The sequence below is a fragment of the Streptomyces sp. Pv4-95 genome, from assembly GCF_045782725.1.
Classification (GTDB): domain Bacteria; phylum Actinomycetota; class Actinomycetes; order Streptomycetales; family Streptomycetaceae; genus Streptomyces.
Map to the genome: position 1 here is coordinate 5692263 of NZ_CP127172.1, position 20352 is coordinate 5712614.

Consider the following 20352-nt stretch of genomic DNA (forward strand, 5'->3'; position numbering starts at 1 on the left):
GGCGCCCACTGGGGCGCGCCCCCGCGGTCAGCGCTCGCTGTCCAGGTGCGCCATCTGCGCCGCCGGGTAGCGGTCGCCCGAGGCGGACCCGGCCGGCACCGCGGCCTCGATCGCGGCCAGGTCATCGGCGTCCAGCCGGTAGTTCGCGGCGCCGAGGGCCTCGGCCAGACGGTCGCGGCGACGGGCGCCGACCAGCGGGACGATGTCCTCGCCGCGGGAGAGCACCCAGGCGATGGCCGTCTGGGCGACCGAGACGTTCCGCTGCTCCGAGATCTTGCGCAGCGCGTCCACCAGATCGAGGTTGCGGTCGAGGTTCTCGCCCTGGAACCGCGGCGACATCCCGCGGAAGTCGGTGGCGTCCAGCTTGCGGTCGCGCTGCCAGTGGCCGCTGATCAGGCCACGGGCGAGCACGCCGTAGGCGGTGATGCCGATGCCCAGTTCGCGAGCGGTCGGCAGGATCTCGTCCTCGATCCCTCGGGAGATGAGGCTGTACTCGATCTGGAGGTCGGAGATCGGGGCGACCGCCGCGGCCCGGCGCAGGCTCTCGGCGCCGACCTCGGACAGGCCGATGTGGCGGACATGGCCGGCCTCGACCAGCTCGGCGATGGCGCCGACGGTCTCCTCGATCGGGACGGCCGGGTCGAGCCGGGCGATGCGGTAGATGTCGATGTGGTCCCGGCCGAGGCGCTGGAGGGAGTAGGCGGCGAAGTTCTTGACCGCCTCGGGGCGGCCGTCGTAGCCGGCGAAGGCGCCTTCGACGGTGCGCAGGGCGCCGAACTTGACGCTTGTCTGCGCCCTTTCGCGGGCGGCCGCGGGCGCCGTCCGCAGTGCTTCGTTGATCAGCAGTTCGTTGTGGCCCATGCCGTAGAAGTCGCCGGTGTCGAGCAGGGTGATGCCGGCGTCGAGGGCGGCGTGAACCGTGGCGATGGACTCGGCGCGGTCGGCGTCGCCGTAAAGGGCGGACATGCCCATGCATCCGAGGCCGAGGGCGGAGGTCTGGGGGCCGGTGGTGCCGAGGGTGCGGGTCTGCACGGTGCGCTCCAGAGGGAGGACGGGGGCGAGGGCGCGAGCGGCCGGTGAGGAGTCCCGCCGGAAGCTCGTGAAACAACTATGGCATGACGGCTGACAGATTTCAATATTTGTCAGTCGTTGGGTGTGAGGCGGTCTTCGCGTTGTGGTGTCAGGCCGCCTCGTCTGCCGGATTCCCTCGCCCGTCGGCACCTCGACGGAGGCTCCCACGCAAGCCCCCAGCGGCCGGCCCGGCCAAATGGGGCCCGGCCGACGAGGGCCGTGCCGCTGGCAGCATCCGCCCCGTTCTCGCTCTAGCGCTCGCCCTCGTTCTCGTTCCCCGTCAGCGCACGGCGCGCGGCAGGCGCAGGGCGAGCGCTGTGGTGCCCAGGACGATGAGCAGTTGCGCGAGGAGCACGGAGAGCAGCGCGTCGCGGATGCCGAGGGACGGCAGAAGCGTGAGGAACAGGGTGCCGAGGGTGGCGACGCCGAGCGCCAGACCCGACTGCTGAGTGGTCACCATGACGCCGCTCCCGACGCCCGCCTGGGTCGCCGGCAGCTCGCTCAGCACGATGCGCACCAGCACCGGCAGCACCAGGCCCTGGCCCACGCCGAGGACCGCCATGCTCGGCGCGAGGCCGGCCACCGACACGTCGGGCCAGCCGGCACGGAAGGTCAGCGCCAGGGCGAGCAGCCCGGTCGCCTGGATCAGCGACCCGGTCAGGACCACGCGCCGGCCGAAGCGCTGTACCAGGCGTGGCCCGGCCAGCGAGGCGAGGAAGAACGTGACGCACAGGGGCGCCAGGGACAGGCCGGCCGCGAACGGCCCGTAGTGCAGGCCGTTCTGCAGGGCGACTGCCACCACGAACATGAAGCCGCCGAAGCCCACGGAGAACGGCACCAGCATGGACAGCCCGCTGTGCACGGAGGGGATGCGCAGCAGTGAGGGCGGGACCAGCGGGGTGCGGCCGGCCTGTTCCGCGCGGCGCTCGACCAGGACGAACGCGACGGCGACGAACGGGAAGACGCCGAGGAGCAGCCACGACCACAGCGGCCAGCCGGCCGCCCTGCCCTCGGTCAGCGGCAGCAGCAGGGTGATCAGCGAGACGGCGAGCAGCACGGTGCCCGTTCCGTCGACCCGGGACGGGCGTGGGGAGCGCGTCTCGGGGACGGTGCGGGCGGCCAGCAGCCAGGCCACGGCGGCGATCGGGACGTTCACGAGGAAGACCGCACGCCAGCCGGTGCCCGCGAGGTCCGCGGAGACCAACAGCCCGCCGAGCACCTGGCCGACCGCGCTGGAGACGCCGGCCGTGCCCCCGTAGAGGCTGACCGCCTTGGCGCGCCGCTTGCCGGTCGTCGTCGCCTGAATGGTGGCCAGCACCTGCGGCAGCAGCAGTGCGGCCGCGCCGCCTTGCGCGACCCGGGCGATCACCAGCGTCCACGCGTCCGGCGCCAGCCCGCAGGCGAGCGAGGTCACGCCGAAGGCGGCCAGGCCCCACAGGAACAGGCGGCGGCGGCCGATCATGTCGCCGAGCCGGCCGCCGAGGACCAGCAGCATGGCGTACGAGACGCCGTAGCCGGCGACCACCATCTCCAGCATCGCGGGGCCCGCCCGCAGATCCTGGTCGATCGTGGGCAGGGCGACGTTGACGATGAAGAAGTCGATCAGGGGGAGGGCCGCGCCGAGGAGCACGGTCAGCAGGCCGAGCGGGGTCAGCAGGGAGGTGGCCGGGGTGGTGGCCGCTGCGGACGCCGGAGAAGCCGGTGAGACCGGAAGTGCGGAGGAAGCGGAAGAAGGGGCCGGGGTCGTGCCGGCCGGGGCGTGCGGGTCGGTGGTCGGGACTCGGGTATCGCTCACGACAACGACGATCGCCGTACGCTCAAAGGGGTACCAGAGTCTTCTTATCCTGGTACCAGCGCTACCTGGCAACCGGCTGCCGACTGCGGCACCCTGAAGGCATGAGCGTGGACGTGAGCAGGACGCAGGCTCCCACAGACCCCCGTGGCCCGGGTACGCATGTCGCCGCCCCGGGTGACGAGGGCGGCAGCCGCGGCGCCGCCCGCGGGGGCGGCGCCGCCCGGCGGGCCGAGCTGGCGGCCTTCCTGCGCAGCCGGCGGGAGCGCATCACGCCCGAGCAGGTCCGGCTGCCGCGCGGCAGCCGCCGCCGCACCCCGGGGCTGCGCCGCGAGGAGGTCGCACAGCTCGCCGCGGTCGGTGTCACTTGGTACACCTGGCTCGAACAGGCCCGGGACATCCACGTCTCACCGCAGGTGCTGGACGCGGTGGCCCGTGCGCTGATGCTCGACGGCGCCGAGCGCAGCCATCTGTTCTCGCTGGCCGGGTCGGTCGATCCGCTGCCCGGTACGGAGTGCACCGGTGTCACCGAGGGGATGTGGCAGGTCCTGCACCAGCTCTCGCCGTTCCCCGCGGTGGTGCAGAACAGCCGGTTCGACATCCTGGCCCACAACCGGGTGTACGGGCAGCTGATGTGCGATCTCGACGCGCTGCCCAAGGAGGACCGCAACTGCATGTGGCTGGCGTTCACCCACCCGGAGTGGCGGTCCAGGGTGGTCGACCTGGACAACACGGCCCGGCTGATGGCCGCCAAGTTCCGGGCGTCGATGGCCGAGCACGTCGCGGAGCCCGCCTGGAAGGCGCTGCTCGCACGGCTGTCGGAGGCGTCGCCGGAGTTCCGGGAGGTCTGGGCGCGGCATGAGGTCGTCCGCCCGTCGAGCAACACGAAGGTCTTCCGGCACCCGCAGGTGGGCCTGCTGCAACTGTCCGCGACGAGCCTGTGGACGGGGCCCAACCCGGGCCCCAAGGTGCTGGCCTACACGCCCGTGGACGAGGCTTCGCGGGAGCGGCTGGAACGGCTGGATCGCCTCGTGCGGCGAGAGGGGGCACGGTCGGTGGAGCCGGCGCCGGCCGGAGCGTGAACCGCAGGCCGGGCACGGTGGCCGACCGTAACGACGAGACACCGTAACGCCGTAACCCGGCAGTGCCGCATGCCGCATGCCGCATCCCGCAGCGCCGTACGGCCGCAACGCCGCCATGGCCCGACGCCCGAGGCCGCACCGGCACAGTCGGCTCGCGCGCCGCGGGACCCCGTACCCGCTCAGGAGTTGGCGTTCGCCGCGCTCCGGCCAGGGGACGCCTCGTCGAAGAGGGCCGCCGTGCGCCGGGCGGTGCCGCGCGCCCAGGCTCCGGTGGTCAGGGCGCCGAGCAGCAGGACGGCCGTGCCGCAGCCGGTGATGATCCACCACGCCGGGCGGCCGGCCGCGATGAAGGCGCCGTCGCTCGCCGCGTCGTGGGCCCCGCTCGCCAGCACGGCACCGATCACCGCGACGCCGAGCGTCTGCCCGACCTGCCTGCTGGTGGAGGCGACCGCGGCGGCCACACCCGCCTGGGCGCGTGGCATCCCCGACACCGCGGTGTTGGTGATCGGCGCGTTGACCAGCCCGAAGCCGATGCCGAACACGACGTAGCCGGTGAACAGCAGCGCCGTGCTGGACTCGGCGTCGAACGCGGCGAACAGCACCCCGCTGAGAGCCATCGTGGTGCCAGCGAGCAGCAGGGACAGGCGGGGGCCGCGGTTGCCGACCAGCCGGCCGGACAGCGGCGCGAAGACCAGCGTCATCCCCGCCATGGGCAGCATGTAGAGGCCCGCGTCCAGGGCGGAGAGGCCGCGGACGTTCTGCAGGTAGAGGGTGTTCATGAAGAGGAAGCCGCCGAGCGCGGCGAAGGCGCAGACCGCGATGACGGTGGCTCCGCTGAACGGCGCACTGTGGAAGAACCGCAGATCGATCAGGGGCTCACGGCGCCGCCGCTCGTAGCCGAGCAGCCCCGCGAGGGAGACGAGCGCCAGCAGGGCGAAGCCGAGGATCTGCGGGGAGTGCCAGCCGGCTTCGGGGGCCTCGATGATCGCGTACGTCAGCGAGCCGAGCAGCGTGATCACCAGCAGCTGGCCCACGGGGTCGACGCGGCGCGGGGCGGGGGCGCGCGACTCAGGGACGTAGCGCAGGGTGAGGAACAGCGCCAGGGCGGCGATCGGGACGTTGAGCCAGAAGATCGAGCGCCAGCCGGCGGTCTGCACCAGCAGTCCGCCGATGACCGGACCGGCCGCCATGCTGATGCCGACGACGCCGCCCCAGATCCCGATGGCGCGAGCCCGCTCGCGCGGCTCGGTGAAGGTGTTGGTGATGATCGACATCGCCACGGGGTTGAGCATCGAGCCGCCCACGGCCTGCACCATGCGGAAGACGATCAGCCACTGCAGATCGGCCGCGAGGCTGCACAGCAGCGACCCGACGGCGAAGACGACCAGCCCGATCAGGAAGATCCGGCGCCGGCCGAGCCGGTCGGCGGTCGACCCGGACAGCATCAGCAGCGACGCCAGCACGAGGGTGTAGGCGTCGATGGTCCACTGCATGCCGGATACCGAGGCGTGCAGCTCGCGCTGCATCGAGGGCAGGGCGACGTTGAGGATGGTGTTGTCGAGGCTGACGATCAGCAGGCTCATGCAGCAGATCGCCAGCACGAGCAGGCGCCGCCGGTGGCTGAGCTCAGGCATGGTTGAACGCTACAACGACCTGTCGTGACCGGCCCTGGCAGGACAGGTCGCGCGGTGCGGGACAATGGGAGGTCGCACGACCGTGCCGCCCCCTGCCGGCCCCGCGACCCGCCTCGCCCGACCCGTCGAAGGAATCCGCCTCCCATGACTTTGCTGCAGATCGGTCCGCACTCGGTGCAGCCGCCTGTCGTGCTCGCACCGATGGCCGGGATCACCAACGCACCCTTCCGGACGCTGTGCCGGGAGTTCAGCGGCGGCAAGGGCCTGTTCGTCAGCGAGATGATCACCACGCGGGCACTGGTCGAGCGCAACGAGAAGACCATGCAGCTGATCCACTTCGACGCGACCGAGAAGCCGCGCTCGATCCAGCTGTACGGCGTCGACCCGGACACCGTCGGCAAGGCCGTGCGCATGATCGCCGAAGAGGACCTCGCCGATCACATCGACCTGAACTTCGGCTGCCCGGTGCCGAAGGTGACCCGCAAGGGCGGCGGCTCCGCGCTGCCGTACAAGCGGAATCTGCTGCGCTCGATCCTGCGCGAGGCGGTGGCGAACGCCGGCGCGCTGCCGGTGACGATGAAGATGCGCAAGGGCATCGACGACGACCACATCACCTACCTCGACGCCGGGCGGATCGCCGTCGAGGAGGGCATCACCGCGATCGCCCTGCACGGGCGGACCGCGGCCCAGCACTACAGCGGCACCGCCGACTGGGACGCCATCGCGCGGCTGAAGGAGCACGTCCCGGAGATCCCGGTGCTCGGCAACGGCGACATCTGGTCGGCGGACGACGCGGTGCGGATGATGCGCGAGACGGGCTGCGACGGCGTCGTCGTGGGGCGCGGCTGCCTGGGCCGCCCGTGGCTCTTCGGCGACCTGGTCGCGGCGTTCGAGGGCACGGGCACGGCCGCGCAGCCGACGTTCAAGGAGGTCGCGGCCGTGATGCTGCGGCACGCCACCCTGCTCGGCGAGTGGATCGGGGACGAGACGCGCGGCGTGATCGATTTCCGCAAGCACGTCGCCTGGTACACCAAGGGCTTCTCGATCGGCTCCGAGATGCGCCGGAACCTGGCGGTGACCTCCTCCCTCGACCAGCTGGACGCCCTGCTGTCGGAGCTGGATCTGGACCAGCCGTGGCCTGCGGGCGCGGACGGCCCCCGCGGGCGCACCTCCGGCCGCGACCGCGTCGTCCTGCCGGACGGCTGGCTGAACGACCCGTACGACTGCGCGGGCGTGGACGCCGGCGCGGAGCTGGACACCTCGGGCGGCTGATCGCCCGGCGGTCCGGCCGCGGCCGTCGAGGGGCGGCGCCGTGGGCCGTGCGCGAGCAGCGCTGGGCCGGACGGTGGGAGCACCCCGATCAATGGCGGTATCGAGCTCCCGCGGCGGTAAGGATGGGGCGCGCGGCGCGCACGCGAGGGCGTACGGGCGACCCCAGGGAGATGCTGTGGTGAGCGGGCACCGTTCCATCAGGGACACGGAGAAGGCAGTACAGGCCAAGCTCGGCGACACGACCGTCCGGCACGAGCCGATGGCCGCGGTCGCCAACATCTACCGCGCCGCGGCCGCCGTACGCCAGCACCTCGAAAACTCCGTGCTGCGCACCGCGGACCTGACCTGGACCTCCTTCGTCGTCCTGTGGGTGGTGTGGATCTGGGGCGAGCGGGAGACCCGCCGGGTCGCCGAGCAGGCGGGGATCTCCAAGGGCACGCTCACCGGCGTCGCCCGCACCCTGCAGGGCCGCGGCCTGCTGGAGCGCAACGGCCACCCGACCGACGGCCGGCTCGCGCTGCTCTCGCTCACGCCCGAGGGCGAGCGGCTGATGGCCCGGCTCTTCCCGCAGTTCAACGCCGAGGAAGCCTTCGTCACGGACGGGCTGGCGGACGACGAGGCGCTGACGCTGGCGGATCTGCTGCGCCGCGTCGTGATGCAGGTCGAGACGCACGGCGAGGAGCGTCGGCTGGAACTGCTGGACGGCAAGGACCCACGGCCGCGGCGCAGCGGACGGCGAGCGAAGGTCTGAGCCGGTGCCGCCGGTCCGCTCAACTGAGCGGCGTCCGGTCGCCGAGCCGTATACGACCCCGGACGCCGACGCGGTGTTCCCGCCGCCTGCGAACGATTGGCTTGATCCGGGCTCTCGCTGTCGCGGGCCCGGATCAAGCTCCTGGCCTGGCTGTTGGGCCCCGCCCACACGGCCTCCAGGGGCCGCTGTCGGCTCGGGCGGAGCGGGCCCCGCAGGTCGACGCCGCAGGTCGACGCCCTCTTCGACCAGGTGGCCGAAAGTGCGCCGGCGGCACCCGTCCTTTCCGCCACGGAGGTCTCCGGCGGGTCCGCGGGACGGCTGGGACCACCAGGTACGGGCCCGCCCGACGGCCCGCGAGGCGGTCCGGATGGTGGAATCGGGACCCCTCCCAGCGCGTGATTCTCGCCACCCCTGATAGGGGGTGCGCTCAGATGAGCATTTCGAGCAGGGCTCCACCTCTCCAATGGTGGCACCGGGTGCCACGCGTCATGCGTTCGATTGATCAAGCGAACCATTGCTCTCCGTAGCGCATCCATCCACTTTCGATTGCGTAGCGGAGTGCTGCATTCAGGTAATGAATGCAGTCTCGAAGGGGAGATCACTTTCGATCTGCTGGCGGACGGCTGGTTACGCGCGTATGTCGACCAAGTGGACGTACCCATGTGCCTTCGATCTGGGTATGTTCCTCGCCGTCAGGGCAGCCGTCCGCGAGGAGTCCAGTTCCGTGTCGGAAACACAAGATCCCCACGTAACCCAGCACGAGACCGCGAAGTTCGTCTACGACTTCACCGAGGGCAACAGGGACCTCAAGGACCTCCTCGGTGGCAAGGGCGCGAACCTCGCCGAGATGACCAACCTGGGTCTTCCCGTCCCCCCGGGCTTCACCATCACCACCGAGGCATGCAAGGTCTACCTCGACAGTGGTACGGAGCCCGCGGCACTGCGTGCCGAGGTCTCGCAGCACCTCGACGCCCTTGAGCAGAAGATGGGCAAGAAGCTCGGCCAGGCCGACGACCCGCTGCTCGTATCGGTGCGATCCGGTGCGAAGTTCTCCATGCCCGGCATGATGGACACCGTCCTCAACATCGGGCTGTCGGACGCGTCGGTTTCCGGCCTCGCCGCGCAGGCCGGTGACGACCGCTTCGCGTGGGACTCCTACCGCCGCCTCATCCAGATGTTCGGCAAGACCGTGCTGGACGTCGACGGCGAGCTCTTCGAGGAGGCGCTGGAGGAGGCCAAGCAGGCCAAGGGCGTCAGCGTCGATGTCGACCTGGACGCCGCCGACCTCCAGGCGCTGGTCGACCAGTTCAAGCAGATCGTCGCCAAGGAGACCGGGCGGGACTTCCCGCAGGAGCCCCGCGAGCAGATGGACCTCGCCGTGCGCGCGGTCTTCGACTCGTGGAACACCGACCGCGCCAAGCTCTACCGCCGCCAGGAGCGCATCCCCGGCGACCTCGGCACCGCGGTCAACGTCTGCTCGATGGTCTTCGGCAACCTCGGCCCCGACTCGGGCACCGGCGTCGCCTTCACCCGCGACCCGGCCAGCGGCCACCAGGGCGTCTACGGCGACTACCTGCAGAACGCGCAGGGCGAGGACGTCGTCGCCGGTATCCGCAACACCGTGCCGCTCGCCGACCTCGAAGGCATCGACAAGGCGTCGTACGACGAGCTGATGCACATCATGGAAACCCTCGAAACGCACTACAAGGACCTGTGCGACATCGAGTTCACCATCGAGAGCGGCAAGCTGTGGATGCTGCAGACCCGCGTCGGCAAGCGCACCGCGGGTGCCGCCTTCCGGATCGCCACGCAGCTCGTCGACCAGGGCCTGATCGACGAGGCCGAGGCCCTCCAGCGGGTCAACGGCGCGCAGCTCGCGCAGCTGATGTTCCCCCGCTTCGACCTGGGTGCGAAGTCCGAGATGATCGGCCGCGGCATCGCCGCGTCGCCCGGCGCGGCGGTCGGCAAGGCCGTCTTCGACTCCTACACCGCCGTCAAGTGGTCCCGCTCCGGCGAGAAGGTCATCCTCATCCGCCGGGAGACCAACCCCGACGACCTCAACGGCATGATCGCCGCCGAGGGCATCCTCACCTCCCGCGGTGGCAAGACCTCGCACGCCGCCGTCGTCGCCCGCGGCATGGGCAAGACCTGTGTCTGCGGCGCCGAGGACCTGGAGGTCGACACCAAGTCCCGCCGGATGACGACCCCCGAGGGCACCGTCATCGAGGAGGGCGACGTCGTCTCCATCGACGGCTCCTCCGGCAAGGTCTACATCGGCGAGGTACCGGTCGTACCGTCCCCGGTCGTGGAGTACTTCGAGGGCCGGATGCACGCCGGCGCCGAGGACGCGGACGAGTTGGTCAAGGCCGTCCACCGGATCATGGCGTACGCGGACCGGGTGCGCCGGCTGCGCGTGCGGGCCAACGCCGACAACGCCGAGGACGCCGCCCGCGCCCGCCGCTTCGGCGCCCAGGGCATCGGCTTGTGCCGCACCGAGCACATGTTCCTCGGTGAGCGCCGCGAGATGGTCGAGCGCCTCATCCTGGCCGACACCGAGACCGACCGGGACGCCGCGCTCAGCCAGCTGCTGCCGCTGCAGAAGGCCGACTTCATCGAGCTGTTCGAGTCGATGGACGGGCTGCCGGTGACCGTCCGGCTGCTGGACCCGCCGCTGCACGAGTTCCTGCCCGACATCACCGAGCTGTCGGTTCGGGTCGCCCTCGCCGAGGCCCGCAAGGACTCCAACGAGAACGACCTGCGCCTGCTCCAGGCCGTGCACAAGCTGCACGAGCAGAACCCGATGCTGGGTCTGCGCGGCGTCCGCCTCGGCCTGGTCATCCCCGGTCTGTTCGCGATGCAGGTGCGAGCGATCGCCGAGGCGGCCGCGGAGCGGAAGAACGCCAAGGGCGACCCGCGTGCGGAGATCATGATTCCGCTGGTGGGCACCGTCCAGGAACTGGAGATCGTCCGCGAGGAGGCCGAGCAGGTCATCGCCGAGGTCGAGAAGGCCCGCGGCGTCAGCCTCAAGCTCACCCTCGGCACGATGATCGAGCTGCCCCGCGCCGCGCTGACGGCCGGCCAGATCGCGGAGTCCGCGGACTTCTTCTCGTTCGGCACGAACGACCTCACGCAGACCGTGTGGGGCTTCTCCCGCGACGACGTCGAGGCCAGCTTCTTCACCGCGTACCTGGAGAAGGGCATCTTCGGCGTCAGCCCGTTCGAGACGATCGACAAGGACGGCGTGGGCTCGCTGGTCCGCAACGCCGCGGAGGCGGGCCGCGCCACGCGCCCCGACCTCAAGCTCGGTGTGTGCGGTGAGCACGGCGGTGACCCGGAGTCGGTGCACTTCTTCCACGAGGTGGGCCTGGACTACGTCTCCTGCTCGCCGTTCCGCATCCCGGTCGCACGACTGGAGGCGGGCCGCGCGGCGGCCGAGTCCAAGGGCAGCGACAGCCGCTAGTCGGAGCGGCACGGGGACCCTGGGCGCACAGCGCGCCCGGGGGACCCGGGAAACCACCGGAGTCCGAGGCCCGGCACCAGACCCTCAGCCGCCCGGCTGTCGGCTCCGGAACCCCGACGAGGGCGGCACCTGTGCGGAGGTGCCGCCCTCGCTTTTCTCCGGACTCCCCCCTCGGGAGTTGCCGCCACCCCAGTCGGCGAGGGAAGGCGGCCTTCAACGGAGCGCCGAACGGCCGGTCATTTGCCCATCACCCCCCACGGGATCGAGCAATCCGTTCCGTTCGCGTCGCCGTCGAATTGAGTACAGCATTCCTGTCCCCGTGCAGGTGGCGCGACCCTTTTCAAGTCTGGCCAAAAGGGCATGGTGACAGGGCGTGTTGGCGTGCATACTCAGGCGTAGCCGGGGGCCGACTGAGGAAACCAAGGGTGGGGGTTCGGTGTTACGCGTCCATTTCAGTGGACTCGATCTGGCCCGCGTGCGGATTGCTGCACGCCCGGACGCGCTGTGGGAGACCGTTTTAAGTTTTCACCGACTACGTGACAGACGGGACGATCCGGCGTTCGGCAAATGGCGTTCGGCGACCCGCGGAAAGTTGAATGGCGAAACGCGTCTGCTGGCGCCACTCGTGCCCACGCGCGGCTATTTTCCGGATTTCCTGACGCCCGCCGAAGGGCTTCTCGGGATGGACGACGCCCTGTGCGCACTGCGCGAGACGCCCGCCGTCCGGCTGCACGACGAGCTGTCGCGGCTCTCCACGGCCCGGCCGCTCCCGCCGTGGGTACGGACGATGGCCGAGGGCGACACCCGCCCGCTCGGCCGGCTCGCGGGCGTCCTCCGGCGTTACTACGAGGCGGCCGTCGCGCCGCACTGGCCGCGTCTGCAGGGCCGCATCGAAGCCGACCGGGCCGCCCGCGGGCGGGCCCTGCTCGACGGCGGCGCGGACCGGCTGCTCGCCTCGCTGCCGCCGATGATGCGCTGGCGGGCGCCCGTCCTGGAGGCCGACTATCCGGTGGACCGCGACCTCCACCTCAACGGGCGGGGACTGCTGCTGCTGCCCTCGTACTTCTGCCGCCGCACCCCGGTGACCTTCCACAACCCGGACCTGACGCCCGTACTGGTCTATCCGGTCGAGCACCAAACGCCCCGCCTGGCGCCGCCGACCCCGCCGGAGCGCTCGCTGGGCCGGCTGGTCGGCCAGACCCGCTCCGCGATCCTGCGGGGCATCGGCGTCGGCTGCACGACCAGTGAACTCGCCCGCCGGGTCGATGTCTCGCTGGCCTCCGCCAGCCAGCACGCGACCGTGCTGCGGGACGCCGGGCTGCTGGTCACGCTGCGCCAGGGCAACGCCGTGCTGCACACCCTCACTCCGCTGGGCGCGGCACTGCTGCGTGGCGCACGCCCGGAGGCGGCGGTCTGCGAGCGGCAGGTCTGACGCCGTGGGCGGCCGGTCGGACGGCTGGTCAGGACGGCCGGTCAAACGGGCCGGTCAGAACGGTCGGTCGCCCGCGATCGCCACGCGTTCGGCGACCCTGCGGTGCGTGCCGTAGTCGTTCACCGCGTAGTGCTGGGTGGCACGGTTGTCCCAGAACGCCACGTCCCCGGCCTGCCAGCGGAACCGCACCTGGAACTCCGGCACCTGCGCCTGCTGGAAGAGCAGCCGCAGCAGCCGGTCGCTCTCCGCCTGCCCGAGCCCCACGATCCGGGTGGTGAACGAGGCGTTGACGAACAGCATCCGCCGCCCGGTCTCCGGATGGCGCCGCACGACCGGATGCTCGACGGGCGGGAACTCGTCCTGATACGGGGCGAGTTGCTCGGCCGAGTAGAAGCGGGAGAAGCCCGGGAGGTAGTCGTGCACGGCCCGTGCGCCGTCGATGCGCTCCCGGACGTCCGCAGACAGGTTGTCGTACGCCGCGGCCATGTCGGCCCACATCGTGTCACCGCCCGCCGGAGGCACCTCCCGCAGATGGAGTACCGCGCCCAGGGCGGGGCGGGCCCGGAACGTCACATCCGTGTGCCAGACGTTCTCGAAGGTCGGGACCGCATCGGCCGCCTTGTCGAACCGCACCACGTCCCGGGCGTCGCCCCGCGCCAGCAGCGGATTCGTCTCCAACTCGCCCCAGTTCCGGGCGAATGCGCGCTGCGCGTCGGACGCCAGATGCTGACCGCGGAAGAACAGCACCTTCCACTCCAGCAGCGCCCGGTTCAGCTCCGCGCGCAGGGCCGGCGACAGCTGTCGGGACAGGTCGACACCGCGAATCTCGGCCCCGATCGTGGCACCCTGCGGCACCACCTCGAAGAGGTCGTAGGGCCGGTCGTCCCAGTCGTCGGGCGTGCGGCGCAGGACGCGGTGGCCTTCGTACAGGCCGTCGGCGGGGATGCGGTGATCACGCAGGACGGGGGAGGCGGGCGCGGTGGACGTGGCGGGAACGGCGGAATCGACGATGGCCGTCAACTGATCCTCCTGGAAAGGGAGAGGCAACGCAGGGCGTGCCGCGGAAGATGAAGGCAGGCGGTGCTACGGAGGAGGGGAGAGCTACGTCGTGAACCGGGGCCGGAGGCCGACGGCGAGCGCCGGCGGTCGGAGCACCGTCAGGACGTACAGAGACAACAGGCCGGGGGAGAACCCACCCGGCCGCGGCGGCAGAGGAAGCTCAGGCCGCGGGGCGCGCACTCACCGTGGGGGCCGCGGTCTCGCGGCTCCGCCTCACGGGAATCGAGTTGCGTGCTCATGTCCGCACCGTACCTCATGACTCAGTCGTCGATGCCGGTGCGTTCCACCCCTGCCACGATGTAGCGCTGCAGCAGCAGGAAAACGATCACCAGCGGGGCGATCGAGACAGTCGCCGCGACGAACAGTTCGTGCAGGTTGAGGCTCTGCGCGGTGGTGAACGTGGACAGCGCGACCTGGACCGTCCACGCCTCCTGGTCCTGGCCGATCACCAGCGGCCACAGGAACGCGTTCCACGCCCCGATGAACACGATCGTCCCGACCGCCGCGAACACCGGCCGGGAATTGGGCACGACGATGCGCCAGTACGTCCGCCAGTACCCGAGCCCGTCGACCCGTGCCGCGTCCTCCAGCTCCTTGGGGAAGCCGAGGAAGTACTGCCGGAAGATGAAGCAGGCGAAGGCGCTGAACAGGGTCGGCACGACGAGACCGCGCAGCGTCGAGATCCACCCGAGCGACGACACGAGCACGAAGCTCGGCACGAACGTCACGGCCGCCGGAACCATCAGCGTTCCCAGGATCGCGGAGAAGACGACATGAGAGTGGCGGTAGGGGATCCGGGCCAGTCCGTACCCCGCCAGGGAGGCCAGAACCACCGTCCCCACGGTCGTCGACACCGCGATCAGTGAGGAGTTCAGCAGCGCCCGGCCCAACGGCAGACCCGGGTCCTGGAACACCTCGGCCAGATTCGACCACTGCAGCTCACGCGGGAAGAACGTCCAGTCAGGCGCTGTGATGTCCCGTTCGGTCGACAGCCCGTTGCGCACCAGCAGATAGAACGGGATCAGGAACAGCAGCGCCAGGGCGAGCGCGACGACGGTCCGCAGCGCACGCCCGGCCCGGAGGAGAGCGTCATGCGTCGTGGGGGGAGCCATGCGGGGCATCGCGCTCATTCCTCCTTGCGGCCGAGGCCGAACCAGCGGGCCTGGACGATGGTCGCCAGCGCGATGATCAGCGCCAGAATCACCGCACCCGCACTGCCGAGCCCGAGGTTCTGCTCCCGCCCCAGCGCCGTGTAGTAGAGATAGACCAACGGGGGCCGGGCGTACGGCGGATAGCCGCGTGCGTCGCTGAGCAGGTTGTAGAACTCGTCGAACGCCTGGAACGCGTTGATCACCAGCAGCAGCGCCACCGCCACGGAGGTGGCGCGCAGCTGCGGGAAGGTGATGTGCCGGAAGACCTGCCAGCCGGGCCGCGCGCCGTCCACCGCAGCCGCCTCGTACAGCTGGGGTGAGATCCGCTGGAGCCCGGCAAGGAAGAGAATCATGTAGAACCCGGCCTGCAACCACAGCCGTACGGTCACGATGACCAGCCAGTACCAGGGCGGATCGGTGGTCGACAGCCAGGCGGTCTGGTCCGCGCCGAACCACCCCAGCACCGTGTTGGCCAGTCCGAACCGCACCCCGTTGAAGATCGACAGCTTCCAGATCAGCGCCGCGACGACGTACGAGCACGCCGTCGGCAGGAAGAACACCGACCGGAAGAACGCCTGGGCGACACGCAGTCGGTTGACCATCAGCGCCAGCCCGAGCGAGAGCACATACGTCGCCGGCACGATGAACGCCGTGAACAGGGCGAACGTCCCCAGGCTGCCGAGGAACGCCCCATCGGTCAGCATCGCGCCGTAGTTCCCCAGCCCGACGAAGTCCGACCCCTTCGGGCTCACCGTGTTGTGCGCGTCGAAGAAACTGAGATAGACGCTCCACGCCAACGGCACGTACGTGAACAGCCCGAGACCGATCGCGAACGGGCCGACGAAGAGCCAGAACCACAGGTTGCGGCGCTGCGGCCCGAGCAGGCGGGCGGTGAACGTGCCCCGGGCGGCCGCCTTCGTGTTCGCCTTCAGGGTTGCCGGAGTTGTCGCGTCGGCCTTCGGTGTTGCCGGGGCTGCCGGGGCTGCCGGGTTCGCTGGTGTCTCCGGGGCTGTCGGATCCGCCGGGTCCGGGTCGCCCACCGCCGTCCGGTCGACCGTCACGTCTTCCCGACCCGCTGCAGCTCGGCGTTGACCTTGCGCACCACGCGCTTCAGCTCACCCTCCGGGTTCGCGCCGTCCTTGATGATCCGGCTCAGCGCATCCTGGTAGGCGGTACGGTCCGCGGTCGTCCACAGCAGCGGCTCGGCGTAGCCGTACTCCGTCGCGTACCGCACCGCATCCGCGGCCGGCCCCTCCCGCAGCTGCTCGGCCTTCTTCGCCAACGAGATCCGCGCCGGGATGTGGAACCCGTACGACAGCGCGAAGTCCCGCTGGAAATCTGTCCGGTCCACCCACAGCCACTTGGCGAACGCCTTCGCCTCCTCCTTGCGCGCGCTCCGCGCACCGACCGCGGCACCGTACGCGCCCACCGGCACGGACGGCTTGCCTCCGCTTCCGTCCTTCGGGAACGGCAGCACCCCGAAGTCGTCCCCCAACGCCTTCTTTATCTGCGGCAGCGCCCACAGCCCCGACCACTGCATCGCGGTCAGCCCCTGGATGAACGCGGCCGGATCGGACCAGTCGGTGGGCGCCCCGAGCAGCAGTGACTTGTCCGCGTACAGCTGTCGCATCTTGCCGAGTGCACGGGCCGCAGCCGGATCGTCGAACCCGACCTTCCCGTCCTCATTGATCAGACTCAGCCCGGCAGCGAACAGCGGGGTCCCACCGAGCACCCCCACCCCGCCGTCGTTCCCCAGGAACAGCCCCTTGGTCTTCTTCGTGCTCAGCTTCTTCGCCGCGTCCACCAACTCGTCGAGCGTCCGCGGGGGTTCGACACCCGCGTCCTTCAGCAGACTCTTGCGGTAGTAGAGCAACTGCATGTCGACGACCTGCGGGATGCCCCAGATCTTGTCCCGCCAGATCTTCGGGGCGAGCACGGCCTGATTGAAGTCGTCCCGGACCGGCTCGACCTCGGCGGTCAGATCGACGACCTGGCCGCCCTGGATCTGGTCCAGCAAGGGCCCGTTGACCTCGAAGACGTCCGGCCCGGAATCGGTCAGCAGCGCCGCCGCCGTCTGCCGGTCGTAATCGCCGGGCCGCCACTGCACCGTGACGTCCGCCTTCTTGTACGCGGCGGCGTACCGCTTCACGGCCTGCTGCGTGCCGGGCTCGCCGTACTGGTGGTACCACTGACTGAGCGTCGGCCCCGAACCGGAGCCGCCGCGGCCGGTGTTGGAGCCGCAGGCCGTGGCCAACGCCGCGGCGAGAGCCACCCCGCTACCGGCCGCCAGCACCCGCCGCCTGTCGATACTCGCCTTCACGTCCCGTCGCCCCCTGCGTTCGTCGTCTGCCGCCTACCGGTACCCCACTGCCGCATGCTGCCCGCCGGCGACCGTCGATCACCGCATGGCGCGATCATCCACTCTGCCGCACGACCGTGAAGCACACATTGCATCTCCACGAAGCACCATGACGAACCGGGGGCGGGAGCGATTTATGCCCGGGTGCTCGCGTCGGGGCAGCCGAATCAGGCCACCAATCGGGCCGGTGCGCCGACCGGTCACGTGCACTGGCCGGGCCGGGCCGTGCACCTCAGCGTGCGGCCGGTGACGCCGGTGCGGCGCTACAGCGTGTCCGGCCGGGCGCGTATTGCGTCCGGGCGATCTCCAGGGGGCCTCCCCACCACTCTTCGGCACGGGCCGCCCGTCCGCCTCCCCTGCCCCGGAACGCGCCACCCCTCGGGCCTCCGCGCTTACGGGTTGGGGTGGTGGCGCTTGCGGTAGAGGGCGATCGCCGACTTCGGGGGGAAGTTGGGCACGAAGGTCGGCGCCCCGTCAGTTTTGGAGAGGATGAGATGACTACCGCCGAACGAACGCGGCTCGGTCGGGGGAAAGGTGGCGTAGATGAGGTAGCCGATGTCGAACTCTTCGACATGCAGGGATGCCGGGGTGCCGTCGCGGCAGCGGGGCTTGAATCTGGCGCCGGCGATCTCCAGCGCCTCCTCGGATGTTGTCGGCGTGCGGTTCTCGGCTTCCGGTGGGTCGTTCGCCGGCACGTGATTCTCCTTGCTCGGTCGGGCTCGATATGGGCTGCCGGAGTATGTGCGAGGGTCCGCGGCGAACAGCTGCCGGGTGATCCCCAGTTACGAATTGTGGAAGGCGTATGCCCAGGCGGGTGCTTCTGCTCCTACCGGGTCGATGCGCTTGTGGGCGGCGAGCACGTGATCGGGGAGGAGATAGGCCTCGTCGTCACCCTCGACAAGTCCTCTGGTGAGATGGCCGGTGACCCACAGGGCGACCATGGTGAGGAAGCTCTCCAGGCTGTGCGCAGCGGGTAGGCCCGCCAGGTGCTCTTCACCGTGCTCTGTCGGGACGCGCAGTACGTGTCCCGTAGGGCCGTCGATGACGAGTTCGCCGCCCATCCAGAAGCCGATCTGAAAGAAGGGCCCGGTTTCCTTGACGGTGTCGAGGTTCGCCGGCCAGTTGACTTCTTCAAAGATGTCCATGCGGCTATCGCCGAGAGGGTAGATGCCCAGGCCGTCTTCATTGCTCAATGCGGGCAGACCGAACTCGATGAGCGTACGACGCGTCGGCTCGTCCGTAATCCCCTCGGGCAGCATGCTCGCCGGAAAGGCGTGTATGCATCGGGGCCCGTACAACTCGACCAGATCGCTGGGACCGGGCGGAGGAGCATCGACAGGGGTGACCGCGGTGGTGAAGGCATAGCGTCCCGAAAAAGGCTCAGTGTACGAGTAGTTGATGCCGGAGAGCGCTTTTCCTTCTGTGGACTCGATGGCGAACAGGCCCCCCGAACCACCGACGATCACCTGGTTCCCGAGGGACAGTGGAGGACTGCCGAGAAACAGATCGTGAACCGCTTCCTCATCGGAGATGGCGTCCTCGAAGTCGTCGACGGTTTGGGGGCCCGGGCCGCCTTCCTGTTCACCAGGAGGCCAGGACAGGTCGCAGTGATACTCCTCCGGAATCTCTTCGTACCAGGGCCCGGCCAGGGGTTCACCGGAGACCGCGTCCCAGATGTCCGCACGTGATGTCCACGACTCGAGGGCGGCAACAGCGGGACGGCCCTGCCAGCGCACTTCGACCAGTCCATCTACCGGGCCCGGTTCGAGGAACCGCCAGTGGTAGCCGCCCGGTGGACGCCAGTGTGTCCACTTCGCTTTCCACGGCAAGTGCACACCGGAGTCGGTGATGGCGGCGGCGAGGGGCCGGTCGCCACGGGCGGTGGCCATCAGGTGCAGCCATGCGGCCCACTCCGGCTGGCTGGGCGGGATCACGCCGTACGACCAGAGGTGTATGGCATCGCCGGCGGCGCTGTTACCTGGGAGGTCGACGACGAAAGCGCAGTATGCGGCGTCCATCAGCGTCGTCTGAGGGATATTGGCCAGCGCGCCACCGTCCTGAAGCAGGCCCATGAAGAGGGACCCGTGGGTGCCGTCACCGACCGACACCGCTTCAGCGGAGTCCGCCTGTGCTGCGTGCATGGCAAGCCCCTCAGCGGCGTACAGCCCCTCAGGGCCTGACTTCGCCCATCCCTCCGGGTGCAGGAACTCGGGTGAGATTTCCGTGAGCCACTCGGCCATGTGCCGGTTGACCCGGCTGACCTCCTCGTCTCCCGTGCTGTGCCGGAGTTCTTCGGCCAGGCCCTCATCGGCGAACGCCACGCCGTGCTCTCCGGACACCAGGTGGTCGGAGTAGTTTTCCAGCAGGCTGTGGAGTGCGTTTTCAGTGACGGGCTCCTCGCCGAGAGCCAGGGTGAGTTCGACCCACACACGCAATGGCACGACCCGAGGCTGGGCCAGTGCCAGTGCGCGAACAGGCGTCGGCCAGGCTGTCTCGGAGACGCCCCGGCTCTGAATGGTGAAGGAAACGTCGGAGAGGCGAGAAAGTCGGAAAGGGGTGTGATGGAGGATCACCCCGGTTTCTCCTTCGCTCAAATCCTTGGCGGTCCAGGAAATCACCTTGTCCGGTTCGGAAGAGCTGCGGGTACGGCCTGCCCGATGAGCGTTCATGATGAGGATGAGCCGCTTCTCGTGCCGTCCCCTGAGCGCATGGCGCCAATCCGACCGCTTGCCTGGAGACACATCGACACCGAGGGAACGCAGCGCCTCGGCATGTACTTCCTCGGCCGTCCGCCCAGCAGCGTCCAACAGGACGCTGCCTTCAACCTGCCGGTGTACCTCTCGCAGAGCAACAGCGCCGTCGGACCCCGATGGGTCCGCGAGGTGGGCCAACCGATCTCCGGGCCGCCGGTTCTGCCACCACCTCACGAGGAGGGAAATGATCTCCTGACCCGAGGCGCCGGGCTCTGCTTGATCGTGCGACGTCATGTCCGTTCCTCTGGCTACTGGTGCTACTTCAGCTGGTTGGGCGCCGAATCCGGGTCATCCAGCCAAGCCTCAACCCGCGCCATGGCACGCTGTCATCGCACTTGGCCCCCGAGGGGCAGCGTTGCTACGGCTCGTCAGCGGCCACCGCTAGTGCGTTCCGGCTCGGCGAGGCGTACACGGGCGGCCGACGCGGCGCTACGAAATTACCTTCTTTTCGTAGAGCTCTATGAGGTCTTGGGGTCTGGGCGGAGGGCGCTCGAACGGACTGCGGCGCGGGCCCGCCCCCTGGGCACGACGACGTG

At 70.0% G+C, this 20352-nt stretch carries 14 protein-coding genes; 5 read left to right on the plus strand and 9 right to left on the minus strand.

Annotated features, from left to right (window positions below):
* Window positions 1–27: 27 nt before the first annotated feature.
* Entirely contained in the window at window positions 28–1032 is a 1005-nt protein-coding gene (locus QOM21_RS24940) for an aldo/keto reductase (protein WP_407553255.1), read from the minus strand.
* Between the two features lie 319 nt (window positions 1033–1351).
* On the minus strand, window positions 1352–2866 hold the full coding sequence (locus tag QOM21_RS24945) for an MFS transporter (RefSeq protein WP_407553256.1): 1515 nt from the start codon (window positions 2864–2866) through the stop codon (window positions 1352–1354).
* Between the two features lie 101 nt (window positions 2867–2967).
* Between QOM21_RS24945 and QOM21_RS24950 the strand changes: the two genes are divergently transcribed.
* Window positions 2968–3945: a helix-turn-helix transcriptional regulator gene (locus QOM21_RS24950; RefSeq protein WP_407553257.1), complete on the plus strand. Its 978-nt coding sequence runs from the start codon at window positions 2968–2970 to the stop codon at window positions 3943–3945.
* A 179-nt stretch (window positions 3946–4124) separates the two neighbouring features.
* On the opposite strand, the gene QOM21_RS24955 is transcribed toward QOM21_RS24950, so the two are convergent.
* Window positions 4125–5579: an MFS transporter gene (locus QOM21_RS24955; RefSeq protein WP_407553258.1), complete on the minus strand. Its 1455-nt coding sequence runs from the start codon at window positions 5577–5579 to the stop codon at window positions 4125–4127.
* A 144-nt stretch (window positions 5580–5723) separates the two neighbouring features.
* On the opposite strand from QOM21_RS24955, the gene dusB reads away from it, so the two are divergent.
* From dusB to QOM21_RS24975, 4 genes are all read left to right on the plus strand, one after another.
* On the plus strand, window positions 5724–6851 hold the full coding sequence (gene dusB, locus QOM21_RS24960) for a tRNA dihydrouridine synthase DusB (RefSeq protein ID WP_407553259.1): 1128 nt from the start codon (window positions 5724–5726) through the stop codon (window positions 6849–6851).
* 178 nt (window positions 6852–7029) lie between these two features.
* Window positions 7030–7602 (plus strand): MarR family winged helix-turn-helix transcriptional regulator, encoded by a 573-nt coding sequence (locus QOM21_RS24965; protein WP_407553260.1) that lies wholly within the window; start codon window positions 7030–7032, stop codon window positions 7600–7602.
* A 724-nt stretch (window positions 7603–8326) separates the two neighbouring features.
* Window positions 8327–11062 carry a pyruvate, phosphate dikinase gene (gene ppdK, locus QOM21_RS24970; protein ID WP_407553261.1) on the plus strand — a complete coding sequence of 912 codons (2736 nt, stop codon included), beginning with the start codon at window positions 8327–8329 and terminating at the stop codon, window positions 11060–11062.
* A gap of 592 nt (window positions 11063–11654) precedes the next feature.
* Window positions 11655–12494 carry an ArsR/SmtB family transcription factor gene (locus QOM21_RS24975; RefSeq protein ID WP_407553262.1) on the plus strand — a complete coding sequence of 280 codons (840 nt, stop codon included), beginning with the start codon at window positions 11655–11657 and terminating at the stop codon, window positions 12492–12494.
* A 54-nt stretch (window positions 12495–12548) separates the two neighbouring features.
* Here QOM21_RS24975 and QOM21_RS24980 read toward each other — a convergent pair whose 3' ends face one another.
* The 6 genes from QOM21_RS24980 to QOM21_RS25005 form a co-directional block, all read right to left on the minus strand.
* Window positions 12549–13514, minus strand: coding sequence for a TauD/TfdA dioxygenase family protein (locus QOM21_RS24980; protein WP_407553263.1), 966 nt, complete (start codon window positions 13512–13514; stop codon window positions 12549–12551).
* 299 nt (window positions 13515–13813) lie between these two features.
* The gene (locus tag QOM21_RS24985) at window positions 13814–14683 is read right to left on the minus strand and encodes a carbohydrate ABC transporter permease (RefSeq protein ID WP_407553264.1); all 870 of its coding nucleotides are present in this window, start codon (window positions 14681–14683) and stop codon (window positions 13814–13816) included.
* Window positions 14680–15636, minus strand: coding sequence for a carbohydrate ABC transporter permease (locus QOM21_RS24990; protein ID WP_407555795.1), 957 nt, complete (start codon window positions 15634–15636; stop codon window positions 14680–14682). The genes QOM21_RS24985 and QOM21_RS24990 overlap by 4 nt, the downstream gene beginning before the upstream one ends.
* 125 nt (window positions 15637–15761) lie before the next feature.
* Window positions 15762–17024: an ABC transporter substrate-binding protein gene (locus QOM21_RS24995; RefSeq protein WP_407553265.1), complete on the minus strand. Its 1263-nt coding sequence runs from the start codon at window positions 17022–17024 to the stop codon at window positions 15762–15764.
* 431 nt (window positions 17025–17455) lie between these two features.
* Window positions 17456–17758 carry a hypothetical protein gene (locus QOM21_RS25000; protein WP_407553266.1) on the minus strand — a complete coding sequence of 101 codons (303 nt, stop codon included), beginning with the start codon at window positions 17756–17758 and terminating at the stop codon, window positions 17456–17458.
* A gap of 87 nt (window positions 17759–17845) precedes the next feature.
* Window positions 17846–20050 (minus strand): SUKH-4 family immunity protein, encoded by a 2205-nt coding sequence (locus QOM21_RS25005; RefSeq protein ID WP_407553267.1) that lies wholly within the window; start codon window positions 20048–20050, stop codon window positions 17846–17848.
* Between the last annotated feature and the right edge of the window lie 302 nt (window positions 20051–20352).